At 67.6% G+C, this 23,566-nt stretch carries 16 protein-coding genes and 1 pseudogene; 9 read left to right on the plus strand and 8 right to left on the minus strand.

Translation table 11 applies throughout. The features are described from left to right. The first annotated feature begins 36 nt into the window (after positions 1-36). Both BLQ28_RS19025 and BLQ28_RS19030 read left to right on the plus strand, forming a co-directional pair. Positions 37-915 carry an RNA polymerase sigma-70 factor gene (locus BLQ28_RS19025; protein WP_093242641.1) on the plus strand — a complete coding sequence of 293 codons (879 nt, stop codon included), beginning with the start codon at positions 37-39 and terminating at the stop codon, positions 913-915. Between the two features lie 86 nt (positions 916-1,001). Then, positions 1,002-1,463, plus strand: a complete 462-nt coding sequence (locus BLQ28_RS19030) for a carboxymuconolactone decarboxylase family protein (RefSeq protein WP_093242643.1) — start codon at positions 1,002-1,004, stop codon at positions 1,461-1,463. A 21-nt stretch (positions 1,464-1,484) separates the two neighbouring features. On the opposite strand, the gene BLQ28_RS19035 is transcribed toward BLQ28_RS19030, so the two are convergent. Both BLQ28_RS19035 and glnE read right to left on the minus strand, forming a co-directional pair. Next, a complete protein-coding gene (locus tag BLQ28_RS19035; protein ID WP_093242645.1) occupies positions 1,485-2,678 on the minus strand; it encodes a septal ring lytic transglycosylase RlpA family protein in 1,194 nt (397 codons plus the stop codon). Further along, positions 2,671-5,466 carry a bifunctional [glutamate--ammonia ligase]-adenylyl-L-tyrosine phosphorylase/[glutamate--ammonia-ligase] adenylyltransferase gene (gene glnE, locus BLQ28_RS19040; RefSeq protein ID WP_093242647.1) on the minus strand — a complete coding sequence of 932 codons (2,796 nt, stop codon included), beginning with the start codon at positions 5,464-5,466 and terminating at the stop codon, positions 2,671-2,673. Before glnE ends, BLQ28_RS19035 begins: the two co-directional genes overlap by 8 nt. Before the next feature lie 25 nt (positions 5,467-5,491). Here glnE and BLQ28_RS19045 point away from each other — a divergent pair, with 25 nt between their 5' ends. The 4 genes from BLQ28_RS19045 to BLQ28_RS19060 all read left to right on the plus strand — a co-directional run bounded on the left by BLQ28_RS19045 (position 5,492) and on the right by BLQ28_RS19060 (position 13,400). Beyond that, positions 5,492-9,778 (plus strand): YhdP family protein, encoded by a 4,287-nt coding sequence (locus BLQ28_RS19045; protein WP_093242649.1) that lies wholly within the window; start codon positions 5,492-5,494, stop codon positions 9,776-9,778. Beyond that, positions 9,775-10,590 carry a carbon-nitrogen hydrolase family protein gene (locus BLQ28_RS19050; RefSeq protein WP_093242651.1) on the plus strand — a complete coding sequence of 272 codons (816 nt, stop codon included), beginning with the start codon at positions 9,775-9,777 and terminating at the stop codon, positions 10,588-10,590. The genes BLQ28_RS19045 and BLQ28_RS19050 overlap by 4 nt, the downstream gene beginning before the upstream one ends. A 10-nt stretch (positions 10,591-10,600) precedes the next feature. Next, on the plus strand, positions 10,601-12,646 hold the full coding sequence (locus BLQ28_RS19055) for a two-component system sensor histidine kinase NtrB (protein WP_371126696.1): 2,046 nt from the start codon (positions 10,601-10,603) through the stop codon (positions 12,644-12,646). A gap of 127 nt (positions 12,647-12,773) precedes the next feature. After that, positions 12,774-13,400 (plus strand): response regulator transcription factor, encoded by a 627-nt coding sequence (locus BLQ28_RS19060; protein WP_093242653.1) that lies wholly within the window; start codon positions 12,774-12,776, stop codon positions 13,398-13,400. A 269-nt stretch (positions 13,401-13,669) separates the two neighbouring features. On the opposite strand, the gene BLQ28_RS19065 is transcribed toward BLQ28_RS19060, so the two are convergent. From BLQ28_RS19065 to BLQ28_RS33030, 3 genes are all read right to left on the minus strand, one after another. Then, entirely contained in the window at positions 13,670-14,236 is a 567-nt protein-coding gene (locus BLQ28_RS19065) for an OmpA family protein (RefSeq protein WP_093242655.1), read from the minus strand. An 87-nt stretch (positions 14,237-14,323) separates the two neighbouring features. Next, on the minus strand, positions 14,324-14,980 hold the full coding sequence (locus BLQ28_RS19070) for a YiaD family glycine zipper/OmpA-like lipoprotein (RefSeq protein ID WP_093242657.1): 657 nt from the start codon (positions 14,978-14,980) through the stop codon (positions 14,324-14,326). A gap of 196 nt (positions 14,981-15,176) precedes the next feature. Continuing rightward, on the minus strand, positions 15,177-15,338 hold the full coding sequence (locus BLQ28_RS33030; RefSeq protein WP_176801163.1) for a hypothetical protein: 162 nt from the start codon (positions 15,336-15,338) through the stop codon (positions 15,177-15,179). Between BLQ28_RS33030 and BLQ28_RS19075 the strand changes: the two genes are divergently transcribed. After that, positions 15,337-16,488 carry a murein transglycosylase A gene (locus BLQ28_RS19075; RefSeq protein ID WP_093242659.1) on the plus strand — a complete coding sequence of 384 codons (1,152 nt, stop codon included), beginning with the start codon at positions 15,337-15,339 and terminating at the stop codon, positions 16,486-16,488. The genes BLQ28_RS33030 and BLQ28_RS19075 overlap by 2 nt on opposite strands. Positions 16,489-16,716: 228 nt before the next feature. Further along, entirely contained in the window at positions 16,717-18,735 is a 2,019-nt protein-coding gene (locus BLQ28_RS19080) for a PhoX family protein (RefSeq protein WP_093242661.1), read from the plus strand. Between the two features lie 19 nt (positions 18,736-18,754). Here the strand turns inward: BLQ28_RS19080 and BLQ28_RS19085 are convergent. Further along, positions 18,755-19,228 (minus strand): annotated as a pseudogene (locus BLQ28_RS19085) (Lrp/AsnC family transcriptional regulator). A 105-nt stretch (positions 19,229-19,333) separates the two neighbouring features. On the opposite strand from BLQ28_RS19085, the gene mdeB reads away from it, so the two are divergent. Beyond that, a complete protein-coding gene (mdeB, locus tag BLQ28_RS19090) occupies positions 19,334-22,000 on the plus strand; it encodes an alpha-ketoglutarate dehydrogenase (protein WP_093242663.1) in 2,667 nt (888 codons plus the stop codon). Here the strand turns inward: mdeB and BLQ28_RS19095 are convergent. Continuing rightward, the gene (locus BLQ28_RS19095; RefSeq protein ID WP_093242665.1) at positions 21,997-22,965 is read right to left on the minus strand and encodes a hypothetical protein; all 969 of its coding nucleotides are present in this window, start codon (positions 22,963-22,965) and stop codon (positions 21,997-21,999) included. The two genes, mdeB and BLQ28_RS19095, sit on opposite strands and share 4 nt — an antisense overlap. Further along, a complete protein-coding gene (locus BLQ28_RS19100) occupies positions 22,949-23,548 on the minus strand; it encodes a DUF6932 family protein (RefSeq protein ID WP_093242667.1) in 600 nt (199 codons plus the stop codon). Before BLQ28_RS19100 ends, BLQ28_RS19095 begins: the two co-directional genes overlap by 17 nt. Positions 23,549-23,566 lie beyond the last annotated feature (18 nt).

Below are 23,566 nucleotides of genomic sequence, written 5' to 3' on the forward strand. Positions count from 1 at the left end.
TGTCACAAACCGCAGGTGCCAGCCGTCTAGCCCCACATGGACGACCCCACCCTCACCTTCGACAGTCACCGGCGCCGCCTGCAGGGCATCGCCTACCGCATGCTCGGCTCCGTCGCCGAAGCCGAAGAAGTCGTGCAAGACGCATGGCTGCGCTGGCATGACGCCGACAAGAACAGCTTCGACAGCGCCGAAGCCTGGCTCGTGACCGTCGTCACGCGCCTGTCGATCGACCGGCTGCGCGCCGCCAAGGTCCAGCGCGAGCACTACATCGGCACCTGGATGCCCGAGCCCATGCTGACCGAGGCACCCGACACGCCCGAGCAGCTGCTCGAACGCGCGGACAGCGTTTCGGTCGCGTTCCTCACCGTGCTGGAGCGCCTGGCGCCCGAGGCTCGTGCCGCCTTCCTGCTGCGCGAAGTGTTCGATGCCGACTACGACGAAGTGGCCCAGACCCTGGGCAAGAGCGAGGCCGCCTGCCGGCAGCTGGTGCACCGCGCCAAGCTGCAGGTGCAGGAGGCGCGCCCGCGCTTCAATGTGCCGCGCGAAACCCACCAGCGTCTGCTGCGTGCCTTCGCCGATGCTGCGGCGCGTGGCAGCCTGCAAGACCTGAAGGCGCTCATGGCGGAAGACGTCGAGCTCCTGGGCGATGGCGGTGGCAAGGTCCAGACCTTCGACAAGATCCTGCGCGGCAGCCAGCGGCTGGCGCAGCTCTACTTCTCGCTCTGGCGCCGCATGGGCGCGGGGGTGCGCATGGAGCTGGTCGACATCAACGGCGAGCCCGGCATGCTGCGCTTTCTCGACAGCGAACTCGAATCGGCTCAGACCTTCGAGATCGAGAACGACCTCATCGTGCGCATTCGGGCGCAGCGCAATCCCGACAAGCTGGCGCGCATCGCGCAGCTTTTTTCGAAATAGACCGGCGCGGGTGTCACAGGGCGAGCGCATCGCCCGTCTTCAGTGGGTAGACAGAAGATTTCATCGTCAACCCACTGGAGAAACCCATGAACACCACCGCCCGCCTCAACTGGTTCAAGCTCGCCCCGAAGTCCTTCGAGGCCATCCTCGCCGTCAACGGCACCCTTGAATCGACCACGCTCGGCAAGAAGCTGGTCGACCTGGTCTTTGCCCGCGTCTCGCAGATCAACGGCTGCGCCTATTGCCTCGACATGCACGTGCGCGACCTGCGCAAGGAAGGCGAAGACTGGCAGCGCATCAACAGCCTGCCCACCTGGCGCGAAGCCGGCTTCTACAGCGAGCGCGAGCGCGCGGCGTTCGCGTGGGCCGAGTCGCTCACGCGGCTGGCGGACAACCACGACGCGCGCGATGCCGAATTCGAAGCCCTGAAGGCGCAGTTCAGCGACCTCGAAATCGTCGAGCTCACGGTGGCGATCTCGCAGATCAACACCTGGAACCGCCTCAACGTCGGCATGCGGGTGCCGGTCGCTGCCAAGCCGTTGGCCTGACAAGGCGCGTGCGAGTGATGCCTAGCGGCGCTCCACCACCATCGGCGCGATCCGCAGGCTATCGCGCAACTGCGTGACGGCTTCGCCGGCCGCGGAGCGCGAAGGGAAGGGCCCCGCTTGCAGGCGGTGCGTGCCGGCTTCGCTGAACACGCGCAACTGCGGTGCCAGCGAAGGCAGGCCACGCGCGGCCTGGTTCAACAGGCTCTCGGCGCCGTCGCGTTCGCGGAACGCGCCGAGCTGCACCCAGAACCCCTGCAACGTCGCGGAAGGCGCCGTGGCGCCCGCGGATGGCGGTACTGCCGGCGAAGGCGCGGCCTGCATCGGCGCCAGGTCTGTCACCACGATGGCCGGCCGCGACGGAGGAATGGAGGGCGGCGACTGGGCCGACTCCGGCTCGGCCCCGGTGCCCGGCGGCAACGTGGTCGCCATCGGCGTTTGCGGTGCAACGGGCATCGTCGACGCAGGTGGCGGCATGTCGTTGCTGTTCGCGGCAACCGACGTTGTCCACTGCGCAGGCACGGGGACGGGCACCGGCTGCTGTTGCGCACTCGCCGTGCGTGGCAAGGGCGTGCGTGCCGCAGCCACCGGCATGGGCGCCGCCGATGCGTACGCCGTTCCGCTGTCGCGCCGCCATGCGCCGGTGCGGATGTCTTCGTTCGTGATCCGTTCGATCTCCACCGGCGCCACGCCGCGCAGCAGGTCGAGCTTCAGCGCGGCCGTGTAGCTCAGGTCGATGATGCGGCCATCGACGAAGGGTCCGCGATCGTTCACCCGCACGATCACCTCGCGGCCATTGGCCGGGTTGCGCACGCGCACATAGCTCGGCAGCGGCAGCGTCTTGTGCGCGGCCGTCATGGCGTACATGTCGTAGGGCTCGCCGCTGGAAGTCGATGCGGCGTGGAACTTGCGCCCGTACCACGAGGCCAGTCCCGACTCGCGAAACGGCCGGTCGTCGGTGATCGGTGCGTAGCCCCGGCCCAGCACCGTGTAGGGCTTGCTGGTGCCGCCGCTGCTGCGGATGGGCTCGACGCGGGGCTCGGCATCGGGCACGCGGTCGAGGTCCGATGGGATGTTCGTGCCAGGGCCGTCGCGTCCGCTGGCCACACCGCCACCGCTGCTGCGTGGCCCGCTCGCACAACCTGCCAGAAGAACGGCGACAGCGGCCGCGCAGGCCGCCAGCGCGGTGGTCGTGCGGGTGCGGGCTTCGTCAGCCAAACACGGCCTTCCATAGCGCCAGCATGGCTTCGCGTTCTGCGGCCAGTGCGGGCGGGGTGACTTGCGTCGGTTCTTCGTTCAGGCGTGCGCGATGCTGCACGCGCCGCAGTTCTCGATAGGCCCGTGCCGCGCTGCGGCCGACGCCTTCGGGCAACAGGCCCGCCAGTTCGGCGCGCAACAGCAGCGCGATGTTGCCGACGTTGGGAATCAGCTCGGGGTGCTCGCCCGACGACGACAGCACCAGAAACTGCACCGCGAACTCGGCATCGACCATGCCACCGGGGCTGTGCTTCACGTCGAAGCGGTCGGCCTTGACCGGCCGCGCGCCGCGCAGCTTGTCGCGCATCGCGATGATCTCGGCCTTGAGCGCCTCGCGGTCGCGCGGCGACACCAGCACGGCCTCGCGCACCTGGTCGAAACGCGCACCCAGTTCGGCGCCGTGGTCGGCGCTGCCGAGCACGAAGCGCGCGCGCGTCATGGCCTGGTGCTCCCAGGTCCACGCGGTGTTGCTGCCGCGGCCGAGCTGGTACTTCTCGTAGGCCGCGAAGCTGGTGGTGAGCAGGCCCGAATTGCCGTTGGGCCGCAGGGCGGTGTCGATCTCGAACAGATCGCCTTCGCGCGTCTTCACCGTGAGCCAGTTGATGAGCTTGCGCACATAGGCCGCATAGACCTCGCCGGCGCGCTCGTCGTCATCGTCGTAGACGAACACGATGTCCAGGTCGCTGCCGTAGCCCAGCTCTTTGCCGCCCAGCTTGCCGTAGCCGATGATCGCGAACTGCGCCACTTCGCGGTGGCGGTTGCGCACATGCGGCCAGCACCAGCGGGCGGTCACGCGCAGCGTGGTGTCGGCCAACGCGCTCAGGTCGTCGGCCACCTGCTCGACGGTGATGCGGCCGTCGACGTCGCGCGCCAGCGTGCGGAACACCTCGGCGTGGTGGGCGTGGCGCAGCAGGTTCAAGAGGCGCTCTTCGTCGGCTTCGCCGGTGCGGGTGAGCGATGTGTGGCGTGCCTCGAGTTCGCGCTCGAACTCCTCGGCCACGAAGCGGCCGGACAGCATCTCGTCGCTTGCCAGCTCGTCGATCACGCCGGGGTGCTGCATCAGGTAGCGCGCGGGCCATTTCGCTGCGCCCAGCAGGCGCAGCAGGCGCTCTTGCACGGCGGGCCGTTCGACCAGCAGCGCGAGATAACTTTCGCGGCGCATCAGCGGCTCGATCCAGTCGGCCCAGCGCATCGCGGCATCGACATGGCGTGGCGTTTGCCCCGCGCCATCGCCGTCGGGCTCCTTGAGCCACTGGCCGGTGCGCTGCACCAGCTGGCGCAGCCGACCGCGCGTTTCTTCGCGCAGCGCGAGCACGCGCGGTGTTTCACACCAGTCGCGGATGCGTTCGGCAAAGGCGGGCGGCAGGTCGTCGAGCAGGTCTGCGAGGTCGGCGGGTGCCGCGGCCTTCTTGCCGTTGCACTTGCCGTTGCAGGGCTTCTCGCCGCCCAGCAGCTTGTCGAACTCCTGCGCGACGAACTCGCGGTGGGTGTCGAGCTGCGCAAGGAAGGGGCAGCAGTCGGCATAGCCCATGGTCTGGGCGATCCAGCGCAGGTCGTCGTCGGCCACCGGCAGCACGTGGGTCTGCTGGTCGTCCAGGTACTGGATGCGGTGTTCGACGCGGCGCAGGAACTCGTAGGCCGCGGCCAGCGCATCGGCGGTTTCCTGCGGCATCAGGTTGGCGCGCGCCAGCCGCTGCAGCGCATCGAGCGTGGGCCGCGTGCGCAGTTCGGGGAACTGCCCGCCGCGCACCACCTGCAAGAGCTGCACGGTGAATTCGATTTCGCGGATGCCGCCGCGCGAGAGCTTGACGTCGTTCGCGCGCTCGGGACGCCCGGCACTGCGGCGCGCCGACTGCTCGCGGATCTGCCGGTGCAACGTACGCAGCGAATCGAACACGCTGTAGTCGAGATAACGGCGGAACACGAAGGGCAGCACCGCGCCGCGCAGGCCCTGTGCATGCCCCGCGAGCACCAGCTCGCGCGGCGCGACCACGCGGCTCTTCATCCAGGCGAAGCGCTCCCATTCGCGGCCCTGCACCTGGAAATATTCTTCGAGCGCATCGAGCGAGACCACGCTCGGCCCCGAGTTGCCGTTGGGCCGCAGCGCCAGGTCGACACGGAACACGAAGCCGTGCTCGGTGGTGTCGCCCACCAGCGCGTAGATGCGCTTCACGGCGCGCGAGAAGTACTCCTGGTTGGCAAGGCGCCCACGGCCTTCGGCGTCGCCCTTGGTCTCGCCATCGAGGTCGTAGAGATAGATGAGGTCGATGTCGCTCGACACGTTGAGCTCGCGCGCACCGAGCTTGCCCATGCCGATGATCCAGAGCTGCGCGCGCTGGCCGTCGGGGCCGAGCGGCGCGCCGTGCACGGCGTCGAGTTCGTGGCAGGCGTCGCTGCAGGCGATGTCGAGCGCCAGCTCGGCCAGCTCGGTGACGGCGGTGGTCACCACGGCCAGCGGCGCATGCGCATCGCAATCAAGCGTTACAAGCCGCTCCATCACGAGCTGCCGCACAATCCGCAGTGCATCGCCGACGCTGTCCCCTCGTTGGCGCAATGCCTCGAAAGCCACAGTCATCGATTCGCGCCGCGGCGCGCCAGGGGGAAGCAATGCAAGTTCGGCCGCATACCTGCGACGCAGGCGCTGCACGAAGCGGGAGTAGGAAGAAAACGCGATCTGCGTCGAAGTGGCTGGCAACTGGTTCACACTGCTATCGGTTTCCGTGGAACCCCTCTGAATGCTGGCGGTCATAATTCCCGACACAGCGCGATCCTCAATGAACGACACGGCGTCTACCCCTTCACGTCTGCTCAAAATCACCGCTGTGACGGCGCGCTGGCTGTTGGGTTTGCTGATCGCTGCATGGCTTCTTCTTGCGCTGTCAGTCGTTGTCCTACACGCGTGGATTGTGCCGCGAATCGGCGATTTTCGCGGCGCACTGGAGGCACAGGCTAGCAAGGCCATCGGCGTGCCGGTCCGCATCGGATCGATCACCGCCCGCTCCGAAGGGCTTTTCCCGGCCTTCGAATTGCGTGACGTGGTGCTGCAGGACGCCGACAAACGCGAGGCGCTGCGCCTCGTGCGCGTGGTGGCCAGCGTGTCGCCGCGTTCGCTCTGGCGGCTGAATTTCGAGCAGCTCTACATCGAGGGCCCGCAGCTCGAAGTGCGTCGCGATGCTCAGGGAAAACTCCATGTGGCTGGTTTGCACATGTCGACCGATACGACCGGAGAGACCCGCGCCGCCGACTGGTTTTTCGCCCAGCGCGAGCTGGTTATCGAAGGCGGCACCGTGCGCTGGACCGACGAGCAGCGCCAGGTCGAGCCCCTGCTGCTGACCGACGTGCGCTTCGTTGCGCGCAACACCGGCCTGCGCCACGGCCTGCGGCTCGATGCCACGCCGCCAGCCGGCTGGGGCGAGCGCTTCACGCTGCGCGGCCAGTTCCGCCAGCCGCTGCTGTCGATCCGCAGCGGCCACTGGCAGACGTGGGACGGCGTGCTCTATGCCGACCTGCCCTACATCGACGTCACGCGCCTGGGCCGCTACGTGGCGCTCGACGCACGCATCCGCGAGGGCAACGGCGCGCTGCGCGTGTGGGCCGACGTCGATGACGGCCAGATCGTCGGCGCCGCCGCCGACCTCGGGCTCGACCGGGTCGACGTCTCGCTCGACAAGGGCCTGCAGCCACTGGTGCTGCGTGCCGTCACCGGCCGGCTGGCCGGCCAGTTCTCCGCGGAAACCCTCGAGTTCTCGACCACTGCGTTGCAGTTCGATACCAGCGACGGCATGCGCTGGCCCGGTGGCAACCTCTGGCTGCAGCACACGCCGGTCAAGGGACGCACGCCCGAGCACGGCGCGTTGCGCGCCGATCGGCTCGACCTCGCGGCGCTGGCCCTCATCGCCGACCGGCTGCCGCTGGGCGAGGCCACGCACAAGGCGCTGGCTGCCTACGCGCCGCGCGGGCTGGTCGAGCACATCGACGTGACCTGGCAGGGCACGCTGGGCGCGCCCGACAGGTACCAGGCCAAGGGCCGCGTGAGCGGCTTGCGCGTGGCCTCGCAGCCCGGCACGACGGACGCCGCCGCGGGCCCGCCCGCATCGACGACCGCAGCGGCGACCGCGACAACGACGGCAACGCCGCCAGCAACAGCAACGACGGCGACCGCCGCGGTCGCCACCGCGAACAGCGCCGCGCCAGCCCACCCGAAGGTCCATCCCGGCACGCCCGGCCTGAGCGGCGCCACGGTCGACTTCGACGCCACCCACACCGGGGGTACCGCCACCTTGGCGATCGCGCAGGGCACGCTCGAGTTTCCTGGCGTGTTCGAAGAGCCCGTCATCCCCATCGACCGGCTCTCGACCCAACTGCAATGGAAGCTCGACAACGGCAATGCGCAGTTGCAGGTTTCCAAGCTGCGCTTCGCCAATGCCGACGCCGAGGGCGACGCCGAAGCCAGCTGGCGCACCAGCGACCCGGCCACGTCCAGCAGCAAGGGCCACTACCCCGGCGTGCTCGACCTGCAGGGCAAGCTGACCCGCGCCGACGGCACGCGCGTGTTCCGCTACCTGCCGCTCGACATTCCCCAGCACACGCGCGACTACGTGCGCGACGCCGTCACCAAGGGCACCGCCAGCAGCGTCGATTTCCGCGTGCGCGGCGACCTGCACGACATGCCCTTCCTCGATCCGAAGCTGGGCGACTTCCGCATCGCGGCCAAGGTGGCGGACGTCAACTACGCCTACGCGCCGCCCCATGTCCCGCCCACGCCATCGCGCAGCAACGGCATGCCGCCCCCGGTGTGGCCGCCGCTCACCGGCCTGTCGGGCGAGCTGGTGTTCGAGCGCGACAGCATGCTGGTGCGCAATGCGCGGGGCCGTCTGGCCGGCACCAACGGCGTCGAAGTGACCAAGGCCGAGGCGCAGATCCCGGAGCTGTCGCACCACGCGCCGCAACTGCGCGTCGACGCGCAGGCCAAGGGCCCGCTCGCCGAGGTGCTGCGCGTGGGCGCGCCGCTGGCTGGCGAAACGGGCGAGATCATGCTGCGCGCGCGCGCCACCGGTTCGGCCGACTACAAGCTGCACCTCGAGTTGCCGCTCGCGGCCATGGACAACGCCAAGGTGCAGGCCAGCGTGACACTGGCCGACAACGAGCTGCAGGTCGTGCCCGAGGCGCCTTCCCTGACGCAGGCCAAGGGCACGGTGAACTTCACCGAGACCGGCTTCTCGCTGGCCGGCGTGCAGGCCCGGCTGCTGGGCGGCGACATCCGTGTCGAAGGCAAGGGCCGCTTCAACGGCCCCAACCGCGAGGTTGCCCTGAAGGCGCAAGGCACGGCCACGGCAGACGGTCTGCGCGGCGCGCGCGAGGTCGACTGGCTCTCGCGCCTGGCAAGCAAGGCCAGCGGCAGCACGCCGTTCGCGGCCAGCTTCTCGGTGCGCGACGGCGCCCCCGAGTTCTCGCTCACCAGCAGCCTGCAGGGCATGGCCCTGCAGCTGCCACCGCCGCTGGTCAAGACCGCCGAAGAGCAGATGCCGCTGCGCATCGAGAAGAAGGTGATCGCGCGCGAAACCCGCCAGGGCGCGGGCGTCGCCACGCAAGACCAGCTCACGCTCGACCTGGGCCGCGTGGGGGCGATCCAGTACGTGCGCGACATCTCCGGCCCTGAGGCGCGCGTGCTGCGCGGCAGCATCGGCTTCGGCCTGTCGGCGGGCGAAACCGCGAGCCTCCCCGACAAGGGCGTCTTCGCCAACGTCAACATCGTCAAGCTCGACACCTCCGCATGGCAGGCGCTGCTGGGCTCGGCCGTGAGCAACGCCTCCGAGAGCGCCGGCAGCACCGAGCGGGCCGACGATCCGGCCCTGGCCTACCTGCCCACCCGCATCGCGGTGCGCGCGCAGCAGCTGGGCGTGGCGGGTCGCACGCTGCACAACGTGGTGCTGGGCGGCACGCGCGATGGCGCGCTCTGGCGCGCCAACATCGACGCCACCGAATTGAGCGGCTATGCCGAGTACCGCCACACGCAGGCCGGGCGCCTGTATGCGCGGCTCGCGCGGCTGAAGATCGCGCCGTCCGAGGCCACGCAGGTCGAGGCCCTGCTCGACGAGCAGCCCGGCACCCTGCCGGCCCTGGACATCGTGGTCGACGACTTCGAACTGCTGGGCAAGCGGCTGGGCCGCGCCGAGATCGACGCGGTCAACCGCGGCGGCGCCGGGCGCGAATGGGCGCTCAACAAGCTGACCCTCACCACGCCCGAGGCCAACTTCGCAGCCAAGGGCAGCTGGGCCGCCATTCCCGGTGCACCGGCCGGGCAGCGCCGCACCGCGATGACCTTCAAGCTCGACATCGCCGATGCCGGCGAGCTGCTCGCGCGCTTCGGCATGCCGGGCGTGCTGCGGCGCGGCAAGGGGCGGCTCGAAGGCGATGTCAACTGGCGCGGCTCGCCCTTCTCGCTCGACTACCCGAGCCTGGGCGGGCAACTGCAGGTCGACGTGGAGTCGGGCCAGTTCCTCAAGGCCGACCCGGGGCTGGCCAAGCTGCTCGGCGTGCTGAGCCTGCAGGCGCTGCCGCGCCGGCTCACGCTCGACTTCCGCGACGTGTTCAGCCAGGGCTTCGCCTTCGACTTCATCCGCGGCGACGCGAAGATCAACAAGGGCATCGCCAGCACCAACAACCTGCAGATGAAGGGCGTGAACGCCGCCGCGCTGATGGATGGCTCGGCCGACATCGTGCGCGAGACGCAGAACCTGCGCGTGGTGGTGGTGCCCGAGATCAACGCCGGCACGGCCGCGCTGGTGGCCACCGCCATCAACCCGGCCATCGGCCTGGGCACCTTCCTGGCGCAATGGGTGCTGAGCAAGCCGCTGTCGGCCGCGGCCACGCAGGAGTTCCATGTCGAAGGCACCTGGGCCGACCCCAAAATAGCGAAGGTGCCGCGCTCGCTGCAATTGCTGCCCCAGAGCATCCCGTCCCTTCCGGGCCTCCCCGCTTTGCCTGGCTTGCCAGGCTTGCCCGGTACGTCGGGCGCGTCGACCGCCGAAGAAGGCAAGAAAACGGAGAACACCCCATGAGAGTTGCAGCCATCCAGATGGTGTCGGCCATCGCCCGCGAAGCCAACCTCGCACGCGCCCACGACCTGCTCGCACAGGCCGCCGCGGCCGGTGCCGAGCTGGCGGTGCTGCCCGAGTACTTCTGCATGATGGGCGCGCGCGACACCGACAAGCTGGGCCTGCGCGAGACCGCCGGCGCGGGCATGGTGCAGGGCTTTCTGGCCGACGCGGCGCGCGAGTTCGGGCTGTGGATCGTCGGCGGCACGCTGCCCATCGAGAGCACCGACGCCGAGCACGTCTTCAACAGCTCGCTGTGCTTCTCGCCCGACGGCAAGTGCGTGGCGCGCTACGACAAGATCCATCTCTTCTTCTTCGACAACGGCACCGAGCGCTACGACGAGCGCCGCGTGATCACACCGGGCACCGAGCCCGTCGTGTTCGACCTGCCCTCGCGCGACGGCCACAGCTGGCGCATCGGCATGAGCGTCTGCTACGACCTGCGCTTTCCCGAGCTGTATCGCGCGCTCGCAAAGCAGGGCGCCGACCTGCTGCTGGTACCCAGCGCCTTCACCCGCACCACCGGCGCCGCCCACTGGGAGGTGCTGCTGCGTGCCCGCGCCATCGAAAACCTCGCCTGGGTGGTCGCGCCCGCGCAGGGCGGCACGCACGAGAACGGCCGCCAGACCTGGGGTCAGTCGCTGGTTGTCGATCCGTGGGGCACGGTGGTGGCGCAGCAGGCCACCGGAGAAGGCGTGGTGCTGTTCGACATCGACGCCGCACAGGTCGAGCGCTCGCGCACGCAGCTTCCCGTTCTCTCGCACCGCGTGCTCTGACGTGCCGGCCCTGCCGTCCGAAGCCGCCGCTGAAGCCCCGCACCGCCGGCAAGCGCCCCTGTCGTTCGCGCGCCTGCGGTCGCTCTGGCAGCGCTGGTTTCTGTGGCTGCTGCTGGCCGTGCTGGTGTCGGCGCTGCTGGTCACCGTGGTGTGGCTTGCCGGGCGGCACGAGGTCGAGCAGGTGCAGGCCTCGCTCGACCGCGACACCGCCGATGCCGTCTCCGATTTGCGCAGCGGCTTCCAGCGCAACGCGCAGAGCCTGCGCGCCACGCAGGCGCCGGGCGTGGAGCGTTCGCAATGGACCGACACCGCCGCCGCGCTGCTGCGCGAGCACCGCGAATGGCTGCGGCTCGAATGGCGCGATGCCGCGCTGCGCCCCATCGAGGCGGTCAACACGCCCTACCGCATGCGCATCCTCGACGAGGCCAGCCGCGGCCCCGATCAGTCCGACGTCACGCTGGCCTGCGCGGCGGCGCGCAAGCTCGGCGCGTCGGCCTATTCGCCAAGTCACTACGTGCCGATCACCGGCGGTGGCGGCGTCGAGGTGATGGAGCTGTGCGTGCCCATCGACGCGGGCGGCTACCTCGTGGCCAGCTATTCGCTGCGCGACGCACTGATCGAGCTGGTCGGCCCCACGCTCACGCGCGGCCAGGAAGTGGCCTTTACCGAGGCCGACGGCACGCGGCTCGTGGCGCTCGGCACCTCGCGCCGCACCGGCACGCGCGTGTTCACCTCGCAGCAGCTCATCGACCTGCCCGGCGCCGCGCTGATGCTGCGCGTCGACGGCTGGCGCGCCGCGCCCGACCTGTTCCCGAACATGCTCACGGCGCTGGTCACGGCGATCTCGATCGCGCTGGTGTCGGTGCTGGTCCTGCTGGCGCGCGACACGCGGCGGCGGCTGCGCGCCGAGCGCGACCTGGCCGATGCACTGGCCTTTCGCAAGGCGATGGAAGACTCGGTCATCACCGGCCTGCGCGCGCGCGACCTGCAGGGGCGCATCACCTACGTCAACCCGGCGTTCTGCGAGATGGTCGGCTTCAGCCCCGAAGAACTCATGGCCGACAACACCGAGGCCCCCTACTGGCCCACCGAGCTGGCGCACGAATACCAGCAGCGCCAGGCGCGGCGCCTGGCCGGTGGCATGCCGCCGCGCGAAGGCTTCGAGTCGGTCTTCATGCGCAAGGACGGCACGCGCTTTCCGGTGCTGATCTTCGAGGCGCCGCTCATCAACGCGCACCGCGTGCAGACCGGCTGGATGAGCGCGTTCATCGACGTGAGCGAGCAGCGCCGCATCGAGGAGCTTTCACGCGCCAGCCAGGAGCGCCTGCAGGCCAGCGCGCGCCTGGCCACCGTCGGAGAGATGGCTTCGCTGCTGAGCCATGAACTCACGCAGCCCTTGGCCGCCATTGCCAGCTATGCGAGCGGCTCGCTCAACCTGCTCGGGCCGAACGCGAAGGGCGACCAGGGCGAAGTCGCGATGGCCGTGAAGCGCATCGCCGAGCAGGCCGACCGCGCCGGCCAGGTGATCCGCAGCGTGCACGACTTCGTGCGCCGGCGCGACCGCACGCGCGAGGCCGTGGCGCCGCAGGCGCTGATCGACGCGGTGTTGCCACTGGTGCGGCTGCAGGCGCGCAAGCTCGGCGTGATCATCGAAGTGGTGCTCGAAGACCGCCTGCCCGCCGCCATGTGCGACCGCACGCTGGTCGAACAGGTGCTGCTCAACCTGGCGCGCAACGCGATGCAGGCGATGGACATGCCCGACAACGTCGGCAGCCGGGTGCTGCGGCTGCGCGTGGCGCGCGCCGTGGCGGTGGGCGGCACAGGGCAAGAGGATGCTCGCCGTTGGCTGGAGTTTTCGGTGGCCGACCTGGGCTGCGGCATCAGCGCGGAAGTGGCCGAACGGCTCTTCACGCCTTTCTTCACCACGCGCGCCGATGGCATGGGGCTCGGGCTGAGCCTGTGCCGCACGGTGGTGGAGCAGCACGGCGGCGCGCTCATGTTCGAGCCCAATCGCCCGCGCGGCACCGTCTTCCGGTTTACCCTGCCGAGCACATGAAGCACCTCCAGGCTTTGCGTACTTCATGTCGCTTCTACATGCCCTTTGCCGAGGGCAACGCCAGTGGTCCGGTGAAGCCGGCTTCGCGGTGGCCTACGAAGAGCCTGTTTTCGTTTTTGGATTTGAAATGCAACCGCTGATCGATGGATTGATCTTTATCGTGGACGACGATGCCAGCGTGCGCGAGGCGCTCGCCTGGCTGCTGCGCTCGCGGCGCCTGGCCTCCGAGCACTTCGGCAGCGCCGAGGTTTTCGAGCAGTTCCTCGACCAGGGGCCGCTGCCCGAGCAGCCGCTGTGCCTGCTGCTGGATGTGCGCATGCCCGGCACCAGCGGGCTGGTGCTGTTCGACCGGCTCGCCGAGCGCGGGCTGCTGGCGGCGATGCCGGTGATCTTCCTGACCGGTCATGCCGACGTGCCGACCGCCGTCGATGCGGTCAAGCGCGGTGCCTTCGATTTCTGCGAGAAGCCGTTCTCGGACAACGCTTTGGTCGACCGCATCGAGCAGGCGCTGGGCGCGTCGTTGCGCGAGCTGGAGGCGCAGCGCGTGCGCCGCAGCCTGGCCGAGCGCATCGCCGAGCTGACCGACCGCGAGCGCGACGTGATGCGGCTCGTGGTCGAAGGCCTGCCGAACAAGCTGATTGCCGACCAGCTCGCGATCAGCGTGCGCACGGTGGAAGTCCACCGCGCGCGCGTGTTCGAAAAGATGGAGGTGAAGTCGGCCGTCGAATTGGCGAACCGGCTTCGGGATCTCTAGGGTCTGTTCACCCTACGCAAGGGGTCGCGAAGTTCGCCGCAGCCCGCCCATCAAGGCGCGTGACGCCGTGCGTGCGTCCGCACGCACAAGGAACGCAACGCCGAGGGGCGGGCTGTGGCGAGCTTCCCTTCGGGTTGCTTCGCCAAGGGGCCGTCTGCGGCGTTGCCCGCGCTTGCAAGGCGCGAGCCTTGCTGCGCCCGGGCGCCTTGCAGCCAGCCCCTTGGCGAAGCAACGCGACCCCTTGCGTAGGGTGAACAGACCCTAGACGATCAGGCCTTTTCCGCCACGAAGATCTCGACGCGGCGGTTTTGCGCGCGGCCGGCCGCGGTGCCGTTGTCGGCCAGCGGTTCACGCGAGCCACGGCCGTCGGTCGTGATGGCGGTGGTCGACACGCCGCGTCCCACCAGGTGGTTGCGCACGCTGTCGGCGCGGCTCACCGAGAGGCGCTCGTTGCCGTCTTCAGTGCCGGTGTTGTCGGTGTGGCCGATCACGCGCACGCTGGCGGCGGTGGCGGTCTTCAGGCCTTCGGCGACCTTGTCCAGCACCTGCGCGAGGTTGCGCTTGACGTTGGCGCGGCCCGTGTCGAAGGACAGTTCATTGGGAATGACCACGTGCAGCTGGTTGTCGGTGGTCTGCTCGATCACCACACCCGTGCCCTTGGTCGAGGCTTCGAGATCGCTCTTCAGTGCGGCCAGGCGCGCCGTCCAGCTGTTGGCAGGAGCGGCCGGCGCCGCGGCGGGCGCGGCAGCTGCCGGCGGCGGTGTCGACTGCGAGGCGCAGCCCGCAATGACCATCAACGCGGCGGCCGCCGCACTTGCAACAACGAATTTCCTCATGAGTTTTCCCTCTTCTTGGACCAGTGGAATGGTGAGGGGAACCGGTTGTTCAGCGTGGCCGGTTTCCCCGATGTGGTGACGGCGAACTCAACCCTGCGGTGCGCGCTCGCCCACGTAGATCTCGACGCGACGGTTCTGCGCCCGGCCGGCGTCGCTGTTGTTGTCGGCGATCGGTTCGCGCGAACCGCGGCCTTCGATGCGGAAGGCGGCAGGGTTCACGCCGCGTGCCACCAGGTAGTCGCGCGTGCTGGTGGCGCGCTCGACCGACAGCGGGTTGTTGATGGCGTCGGAGCCGGTGCTGTCGGTGTGGCCGATGATGCGCACCTCGGCGTTCGGGTTGTTGCGCAGGCCGTTCGCGAACTGGTCGAGCACCGGCGCGAAGTTCGACTTGATGTTGGCGCGGCCCACGTCGAAGGACACGTCGCTCGGAATCTGCAGCTTCAGTTCGTTGTTGGGCGTTTGCGTCACGGCGATGCCGGTGCCCTGCGTGGCGGCTTCCATCTGGCGCTTCTGGTTTTCCATGCGCTGCGACCACAGGTAGCCGCCGAGCGCGCCGGCCGCGGCACCGACGACCAGGCCCGTATTGACACCGGTGCGACCACCGGTGGCCGCACCGATGGCGGCGCCTCCCAATGCGCCGACGCCGGCGCCGATGCCGGTGTTGCGCTGCGTATCGGTCATTCCTCCGGCGCAGCCGGACAGGACGATGGCCGTGGCCACGGTGGCGAATACGAACTTTTTCATGGCGAGACCTTTCTAGGTTGAATCAGGCGGGCCAGAGCTTAGCTCCCGGAAGTGCCAGATGGTACGGGCTCAAAGCCCTACGGAAAATAAGAAAAGTTTCGCCATAGCGCATGAATGCTGCGATGATTGCTACTAAAGTAATAGCAATGGGGTGCTTGTCCGACACGCGGGTGCGGCATCGGGCTACACAAGCAATTCACGGTTTCGGCGGCGGGTTCCGATCGGTGGCGCGGGTGCCCTCTTCGGCATCGGTTTCGTCGTGCAATTCACCCTTCTTGCGGCCGGAAAACATGGTCCACCAAATGATCAAGATGAACACGAGTCCCGCGGCGAGGGCTTCAAGCAGAATCAAACCCATGAGAAATGGACTCCTGTGGCTGGTTGGGCTGGTGATCGTAGCAACGCTGGCCGGCTGTTCCGTCGGCCCCCGCGTGCCTGACGGGCCCACCCGCCCTTCCGTCATTGCCCCGCCGCGCGACCTGGGGCCCCTGACCGGCTCGCTCACGCATCCCAAGAGCCGCTGGGTGCCGGTCGGCTGGGCCGAGTTGCCGGGTTTCGGCGAAGACCCGCTGCATGAAGCGTGGATCGCGCTGCTGGCCAACTGCTCGCGCCCCAATGCGGCCTTTGCGCCCCTGTGCCGCGACGTGCGCCAGCTCACCATCGCCACGCCCGAAGAACAGCGCCAGTGGATGACCGACCGGCTGCAGCCCTACCGCGTCGAGGCCCTGAACGGCCAGAGCGAAGGCAAGCTCACCAGCTACTACGAGCCGGTGTACGAAGCCTCCCGCGTGCCCAACGCCACCTTCAACATTCCGCTCTACCAGGCGCCGGACGGCCTCGTGCCGCGCCGCCCCTGGTACACCCGCCAGGAGATCGAGACCCTGCCCGAGGCCCAGGCCGCGCTGCGCGGCCGCGAGATCGCCTGGATGGCCGACCCCATCGACGCGCTGATGCTGCACATCCAGGGCTCCGGGCGCCTGCGCATCACCGAGGCCAACGGCTACCAGCACACGGTGCGCGTGGCCTTCTCGGCCACCAACGAGCAGCCCTACCGCAGCGTGCAGCAATGGCTGATGAGCCAGGGCGTCACCAAGGTCGGCAAGTGGCCCGACGACACCAAGGCCTGGGTCGCGCAGAACCCGCAGCGCGTGACGCAGCTGCTGTGGAGCAACCCGCGCTACGTGTTCTTCCGCGAAGAGACGATGAGCGAGGTCGATGCCGCCTTCGGCCCGCGCGGTGCGCAGGGCGTGCCGCTCACGGCGGGGCGCTCCATTGCGGTCGACCGCGAAAGCATTCCGTACGGCACGCCGGTGTGGCTGGCATCCATCGGGCCGGCGGCGCAGTTGCAGAAGCTGGTGGTGGCGCAGGACACGGGCAGCGCCATCCTCGGCGCGGTGCGGGCCGACTACTTCGCCGGCACCGGCCCCGACGCGGGCCGGCTCGCCGCCAGCGTGAACCAGCCGCTGCGCCTGTGGGCGCTGTGGCCGCGGGGGCTGCCGGCGCCCTGACGTTCTGAACATCGCCGGCCGCTTTGCCGGCGCATGAACCTGGCGCCTGCGCAGTGGGTGCGTGGGTCGTCTTTCCGCAGTGATCGGCACGCCCTTGCGGCGTGCGTTGTCATCGCTTTGTCATGAGCGATGCACGGTTTCGTCATGGTCGCCCTCTATGGTCTCGTCCCTGACGGGAGGCTGACTTTAGGCCTCACGACGCCTTCCTCCACGATCCCGGAAAAACAAATGACTGACTCCACCAAGGCCCCCAGCGCCTCCCGCCGCCACGCCCTGAAGTTGATGGGCGCGGCCCCGATGCTGCCACTCGGCGGCGTCGCCTTCCTCACCGCCTGCGGCGGTGGTGGCAGCAATGGCGCGGTCTTCCCGCCCATCGTGCCGCCGGCCCCCGCACCAGCGCCTGCACCGGCGCCCGCACCTGCCGCCAAGTTCGCTTCGGCCGAATTCACGGGCATGCCCGCGCCGACGCTCGCCGATGCGGCCGCCATGGCCACCACCACTGTCGGCTCGACCTTCAAGGTGTCGTTCGACAACGGCAGCTCCACCGAATACAAGCTGGCTTACCAGCCCTTCTTCCTGACCGGCGACATGGTGTCCGACGGCAAAGGCGGCCAGATCCTGGCGGGCGGCTATGTCGACATCAACAACAAGCCGATCATCGATACCTCGGTGGCCGGCAAGAACCGCCAGTTCTTCTCCGACAGCCCCGACGGCACGTCGCTGCTGTCGCTGCCGAACGCGACGGTGACCGGCATCAAGGGCAAGCCGGTGTTTGCCGTGGTCCAGTTCGAATACAACACGCGCGACCTGAGCGGTGCCGATACCTACGGCGTGCTGCCGTCCCCCATCGCCGTGCTCACGCTCGATCAGGACCAAACCACCGGCAAGCTGAGCCTCGTGAAGTACCACAACGTCGACATGTCGTCGGCGCACGGCCTGTGGATCACCTGCGGCGCGAGCCTCTCGCCCTGGAACACCCACCTGTCGAGCGAGGAGTACGAACCCGATGCGTTCGCCGCCGCCGGCTCTTCGGGCGACAAGCAGTTCAAGGCCTACAGCAAGAACGTGTTCGGCGACGAGACCACCGCCAAGCCCTACCACTACGGCCACCTGCCCGAGATCACCGTGAACCCCGATGGCACCGGCAGCGTCAAGAAGCACTACTGCATGGGCCGCATCTCGCACGAGCTGATCCAGGTCATGCCCGACAACCGCACGGCCATCATGGGTGACGACTACACCAACGGCGGCTTCTTCATGTTCGTCGCCGACAAGGAAAAGGACCTCTCGGCCGGCACGCTCTACGTCGCTAGGTACGACGCGGGCTACTCGATCGACCCGGCCGCCGCCGCCACGAAGATCACGTGGATCAACCTCGGCCATGCGACCAGCGCCGAGATCGAGAACCTCGCCAACACGCTCAACCCGGCCGACATCATGGATGTCAAGACGAGCGATCCGAGCGACGCCAGCTACACCCTGCTGTACGCCAACGGCAAGGCCAACTACGTCAAGCTCAAGCCGAACATGGAGAAGGCCGCCGCCTTCCTGGAAACCCACCGCTACGCCAACCTCAAGGGCGCCAGCATGGCTTTCACCAAGATGGAAGGCACCACCGTCAACATCAAGGACAAGGTGGCCTACTCCGCGCTGCAGAACATCCAGGACTCGATGGTCGAGAAAGGCACGGGCTGGTCGGCTGCTACCAACATCGCACTGCCCAAGAAGCTCAGCGCCGGCGGCGTGATGGCGCACAACCTTGCAGGCGGCCAGAAGGACACCGACGGCAAGTCCATCAACAGCGACTGGGTGCCGACGCAGACCCGCGCGCTGATCGTGGGTGAAGACATCGCTTCCGACGCACTGGGCAACACCTCCAACCCCGAAAAAATCGCCAACCCCGACAACCTCAAGTTCTCGGAAAAGCTGCGCACGCTGTTCATCGGCGAGGACAGCAGCAGCCACGTCAACAACTTCCTGTGGGCCTACAACATCGACACGAAGAAGCTCTCGCGGATCATGTCGATCCCCGCCGGCGGCGAGTCGACCGGCCTGCATGCGGTCGACGAGCTCAACGGCTGGACCTACATCATGAGCAACTTCCAGCACGCGGGTGACTGGGGCAGCATCCACTCGAAGGTGCAGGGCACGCTCGATCCGCTGGTGCGCAAGAACTACAACGACCGCTACAGCGCCGCGGTCGGCTACCTCACCGCCGACCCGATCCAGCCGAAGCTCTCGAAGTAAGCCGCCAAGGCTTCTTCATTCAGGACGGCGCCGTCGGCAACGGCAGCGCCGTCTTGTAGCGCACCTGCTTGAGCGCAAAGCTGGAGCGGATCTTCTCGATCCCCGGGATCGGCGTGAGCTGCTCAATGATGAATTTCTACAGTGCCGCCATGTCGGCCACCGCGACGCGGATCAGGTAGTCGCGGTCGCCGGTCATCAGGTAGCACTCCATCACCTCGTCGTGCTCGGCGATGCGCTGCTCGAAGTCGGCCAGCGAATGCTTGCTCTGTGTCTTCAGGCTGATCGAGATGAACACGTTCAGGCCCAGGCCCAGCGCCTTGGGACTCGCGAGCGCCACGTAGCGGCCGATCACGCCGTTGGCTTCGAGCGCCTTCACCCGGGCCAGGCACGGCGAGGGCGACAGGTGCACGCGGCGCGCCAGCTCCACGTTCGACAGCGCGCCGTCGCGCTGCAGTTCGTCCAGGATGCGCAGGTCGATGGCGTCGAGTTGCATGAAATGCCGTGCAAATTGAAGATGACGGCATCTTATGCTGTGACGACTGCATGGAATTGGCTGCGCCGGTAGCTAATTCTCCGCATGCCGGCCTAAAGTGCCGATATGAACGCCCCGATTTCAGCCGACCAGATGCGCGCATTGCTGCTCGACACGCCGCTTTCGCACGACCCCGACCCTGCAGAGACCGCCGAGTGGCGCGACGCCTTCCTGGCGCTGGCGCAGGCGCATGGCCCGCAGCGCGCGCGACAGATGCTGGTGGAGCTGGCCCGCCTGGCGCGCCAGCAGCGCATCGGCTGGCAGCCTGAACTGGCAACGCCGTACGTCAACACCATCGCGGTGGAAGACCAGCCGCCGTTCCCCGGCGACCTTGCCATCGAAGAGCGGCTGGCTTCGCTGATGCGCTGGAACGCACTCGCGATGGTGGCCAAGGCCAACCAGGCGTATGGCGAATTGGGTGGACACATCGCCAGCTATGCAAGCGCGGCCGACCTGTTCGAGACCGGCTTCAACCATTTCTTCCACGCGCGCAGCGAAGCGCATCGCGGCGACCTCGTGTTCTTCCAGCCGCACAGCGCGCCCGGCGTTTATGCGCGTGCGTACCTCGAAGGCCGCCTGAGCGAAGAAGACCTGAACCACTACCGCCAGGAACTGACCGCGCCCGCCTTCGTCGACGGCAGCGGCGCGCGCGGCCTGTGCAGCTATCCGCATCCGTACCTGATGCCGGACTTCTGGCAGTTCCCCACCGGCTCGATGGGCATCGGCCCCATCAGCTCGATCTACCACGCGCGCTTCATGCGCTACCTCACGCACCGCAACCTGCTGAACTGCGAAGGCCGCAAGGTCTGGGGCGTGTTCGGCGACGGCGAAATGGACGAGCCCGAGTCGATGAGCGCATTGACGCTCGCCGCGCGCGAGAAGCTCGACAACCTCGTGTGGGTCGTCAACTGCAACCTGCAGCGCCTCGATGGCCCGGTGCGCGGCAACGGCCGCATCATCGACGAGCTCGAAAAGCTATTTGCCGGCGCGGGCTGGAACGTCGTCAAGCTCGTGTGGGGCAGCGATTGGGACGGCCTCTTCGCGCAAGACGTCAGCGGCGCGCTCGCCCGCGTGTTCGCCAACACCGTCGACGGCCAGATGCAGACCTTCGCCGCGAAAGACGGCCGCTTCAATCGCGACAACTTCTTCGGCCAGAACCCCGAACTCGCGCGTTTGGCCGAAGGCATGACCGACGAGCAGATCGATCGCTTGAAGCGCGGCGGCCACGACCTCGTGAAGATCCATGCCGCCTACGCCGCGGCGGCCAAGCACAAAGGCCAGCCCACCGTGATCCTGGCCCACACCAAGAAGGGCTACGGCATGGGCAGCGCGGCCCAGGGCAAGATGACGACGCACTCGCACAAGAAGATGGGCGACGTCGACCTCATCGAATTCCGCGACCGTTTCAACCTGCCGCTCACCGATGCGCAGGCCATCGCGATGGACTTCTTCCGCCCGGCCGAAGACAGCGCCGAGATGCGCTACCTGCGCCAGCACCGCGAAGCGCTCGGCGGCGCCATGCCGCGCCGCGAGACCGCCTGCGACGTGGTGCCCAAGCCCGACATCGCCAGCTACGCGCAGTTCGCGACAGCGGCAGGGGGCAAGGAAATGAGCACCACCATGGCCTTCGTGCGCATGCTGGGCAACCTCATGAAGGACAAGGCCCTGGGCCCGCGCATCGTGCCCATCGTGGCCGACGAGGCGCGCACCTTCGGCATGGCCAACCTGTTCAAGCAGGTCGGCATCTATTCGAGCGTGGGCCAGCGCTATGCGCCGGAAGACATCGGCTCGGTGCTGAGCTATCGCGAAGCCACCGACGGGCAGATCCTCGAAGAGGGCATCAGCGAAGCGGGCGCCATCGCGAGCTGGACGGCCGCGGCCACCAGCTACAGCGTGCACGGCCTGGCGATGCTGCCGTTCTACATCTACTACTCGATGTTCGGCTTCCAGCGCGTGGGCGATGCGATCTGGGCCGCGGCCGACCAACGGGCGCGGGGCTTTCTGCTCGGCGCCACCTCGGGCCGCACCACGCTCGGCGGCGAAGGCCTGCAGCACCAGGACGGCAGCAGCCACCTCGTGGCCGCGACCATCCCCAACTGCAAGGCCTACGACCCGGCCTATGCGGGCGAAATGGCAGTGATCGTCGATGCCGGCATCCGCGAAATGATGGTCGAGCAGAAGGACGTTTTCTATTACGTCACGCTCATGAACGAAAACTACGCGCAGCCCGATGTGCCCGCCGGTGCGGAAGGCGACATCCTGCGCGGGTGCTATCGCTTCGGCACGTATGCGCCGGTCAAGGGAAAGGCCAAGCAGAAGGTCTCGCTCATGGGCTCGGGCGCGATCCTCACCGAAGTGGTCAAGGCCGCGCAATTGCTGGCCGACGAAGGCATTGAGGCCGAAGTGTTCAGCGTCACGAGCTGGAGCGAACTGGCGCGCGACGGCCTGGCCTGCGAACAGCGCGCACTGGCGGGCGAAGCTACCGGCACCGCGTTCGTCGCGCAGCAGCTCGGCAAGGGCAAGGCCCCGATCATCGCGGCCACCGACTACGTGCGCGCCGTGCCCGAGAGCGTGCGCGCCTTCCTGCCCGAAGGCCGCCGCTACCTCACGCTCGGCACCGATGGCTTCGGCCGCAGCGACACGCGCGCGGCGCTGCGCCAGTTCTTCGGCGTGGATGCCGCGAGCATCGCGCGCGCCGCGCGTCACGCACTTAACGCAACGGCGGCGACTTAGATCGACTGTTGAGCGGGTCTGATCGGCCAATCTGTCGGCGGATCGATCGTTTCGAGCGACTGCAGGGCGAAGGTTTTGCGTGGCGCGCGATTGCGCATACGTGCTTCACGTACCTTGATTCGCGCGCGAACATGGCGATGCAGCGGAACAAGCCCTTCCTGTAGCGCTTGCTCCATCGCAGCGCGAGAAACCGTGCCAATCACCACGTTTCGATCGATGTGCAAGCGCAACTCAAAGCGCGACGAATATTCAGCCCAGCCGATGATTTCCCCCTCAAGCGTTTCGGTCCGGTCTTCGATCGTCATTGCCTCGGCACGCTGGCGCGCACGTTGGATGGCCTGTATCGTGAGCTCGAAGTCGCGTTCACCTTCCACCACACGAAGGCTGGCGCCTTCATCATCGAGCAACTTGAAGAATTCCTTCAACGCACCAAGTTGCCTGTTGTCGACGTCCGCCGAAGCTTCGTCGAACAGGGCGTCGTCTGCAGCGGCCATGCGCGATAGCGTGTCTGCGACTTGATCGACAGCCTCCTTCAATACTAGGTCTCCAATGGCAGGTTCACTGCCCTGAAGAACAAACCCGAATGATCCTCGCACGACGTCGGTGACCAGCAGTTGGGTGTCGTCGCTCATAGGGACGCGGCCGCGGGACGACAGCGGTCCGGTTTCGGACGCTGCATAGCGCTGGCTGATCAGCTTCTGGAATTTGCCGACAGCTTGTGTGCCGAATGCAGCCTTGATGCCGTGAGATCCAATGACTGGGCGACCGCCAAAGAAAAGCGCCACACCGACCGGTGCTTGCACACTTGCCTCGGCCAACTCGGCCAGCTCTCTCTCAAGGCGGCGCACACGTTGACTGTATTGATGCTCCGCGAGCGGATCGGCATGCGTCTGCCCCTCGACGAGCAACTGGCGGGCCTGAGCCAGATCGGCTTGTAGAAATTGCTTTTCAAGTTGAGCCAGCATTCGGTTCTCCTTGGTGCATGAGTGCGTCAATCAATGCTCTGGCGCTGTCATCGTCCGAGTCCAATGGAAGCTGCAGCATGCCTTTCCATAGCGCGTCGCCGCGACGGTGAGAATACAAACCGTACCAGTAACGCGTCTGCAGGACCAGCCATTCGGGTGCTGTGGTGAGGTTGACGATGCTGGTATCGCAGTGGAATTCGCGTTTGCAGAGCTCCAGATCAAATAATTCCGGCCGAGTGCTCAGCATCTGATTGATTTGCTGATCGCTCTTGCCAGCGGGACGGTGAGCAAAGGTCACTACATCGATATCGTTGGGCGCACGATCCTCGCGCGCCTCTATATCTTCGACAAAGCTGCCGTCGAGCCACTGAAATCCTTGGGCGAAACCCAGCCCCCGAAGTTCGGCGCGATACCGCAAGAGTCCGTCAAGCACGATGCATCGCTGCTGGCTGATTGCAAAGCGCTGCACCAGTTCGCTGCTCGTCACCAGATAAGGTGAGCTGTGCGCGCTATTCATCCGCTCGCCTTCAAAGGGCGGCAGTACGTGGGAGTGGTTGAACGCGGGAATCACGGGTGGGAGCATAGCGGTTGTGTGTTGCTC

The organism is Variovorax sp. EL159 (assembly GCF_900100965.1).
In the GTDB taxonomy this organism is placed as follows: domain Bacteria; phylum Pseudomonadota; class Gammaproteobacteria; order Burkholderiales; family Burkholderiaceae_C; genus Variovorax.

Bases quoted from the DNA above. Each gene is read 5' to 3' on its own strand.
- glnE (WP_093242647.1), bottom strand. From the start codon at position 5,466: ATGACCGCCAGCATTCAGAGGGGTTCCACGGAAACCGATAGCAGTGTG.
- BLQ28_RS19075 (WP_093242659.1), top strand. From the start codon at position 15,337: ATGAGAAATGGACTCCTGTGGCTGGTTGGGCTGGTGATCGTAGCAACG.
- mdeB (WP_093242663.1), top strand. From the start codon at position 19,334: ATGAACGCCCCGATTTCAGCCGACCAGATGCGCGCATTGCTGCTCGAC.
- BLQ28_RS19095 (WP_093242665.1), bottom strand. From the start codon at position 22,965: ATGCTGGCTCAACTTGAAAAGCAATTTCTACAAGCCGATCTGGCTCAG.
- BLQ28_RS19025 (WP_093242641.1), top strand. From the start codon at position 37: ATGGACGACCCCACCCTCACCTTCGACAGTCACCGGCGCCGCCTGCAG.
- BLQ28_RS19080 (WP_093242661.1), top strand. From the start codon at position 16,717: ATGACTGACTCCACCAAGGCCCCCAGCGCCTCCCGCCGCCACGCCCTG.
- BLQ28_RS19045 (WP_093242649.1), top strand. From the start codon at position 5,492: ATGAACGACACGGCGTCTACCCCTTCACGTCTGCTCAAAATCACCGCT.
- BLQ28_RS19050 (WP_093242651.1), top strand. From the start codon at position 9,775: ATGAGAGTTGCAGCCATCCAGATGGTGTCGGCCATCGCCCGCGAAGCC.
- BLQ28_RS19065 (WP_093242655.1), bottom strand. From the start codon at position 14,236: ATGAGGAAATTCGTTGTTGCAAGTGCGGCGGCCGCCGCGTTGATGGTC.
- BLQ28_RS33030 (WP_176801163.1), bottom strand. From the start codon at position 15,338: ATGGGTTTGATTCTGCTTGAAGCCCTCGCCGCGGGACTCGTGTTCATC.
- BLQ28_RS19060 (WP_093242653.1), top strand. From the start codon at position 12,774: ATGCAACCGCTGATCGATGGATTGATCTTTATCGTGGACGACGATGCC.
- BLQ28_RS19070 (WP_093242657.1), bottom strand. From the start codon at position 14,980: ATGAAAAAGTTCGTATTCGCCACCGTGGCCACGGCCATCGTCCTGTCC.
- BLQ28_RS19030 (WP_093242643.1), top strand. From the start codon at position 1,002: ATGAACACCACCGCCCGCCTCAACTGGTTCAAGCTCGCCCCGAAGTCC.
- BLQ28_RS19100 (WP_093242667.1), bottom strand. From the start codon at position 23,548: ATGCTCCCACCCGTGATTCCCGCGTTCAACCACTCCCACGTACTGCCG.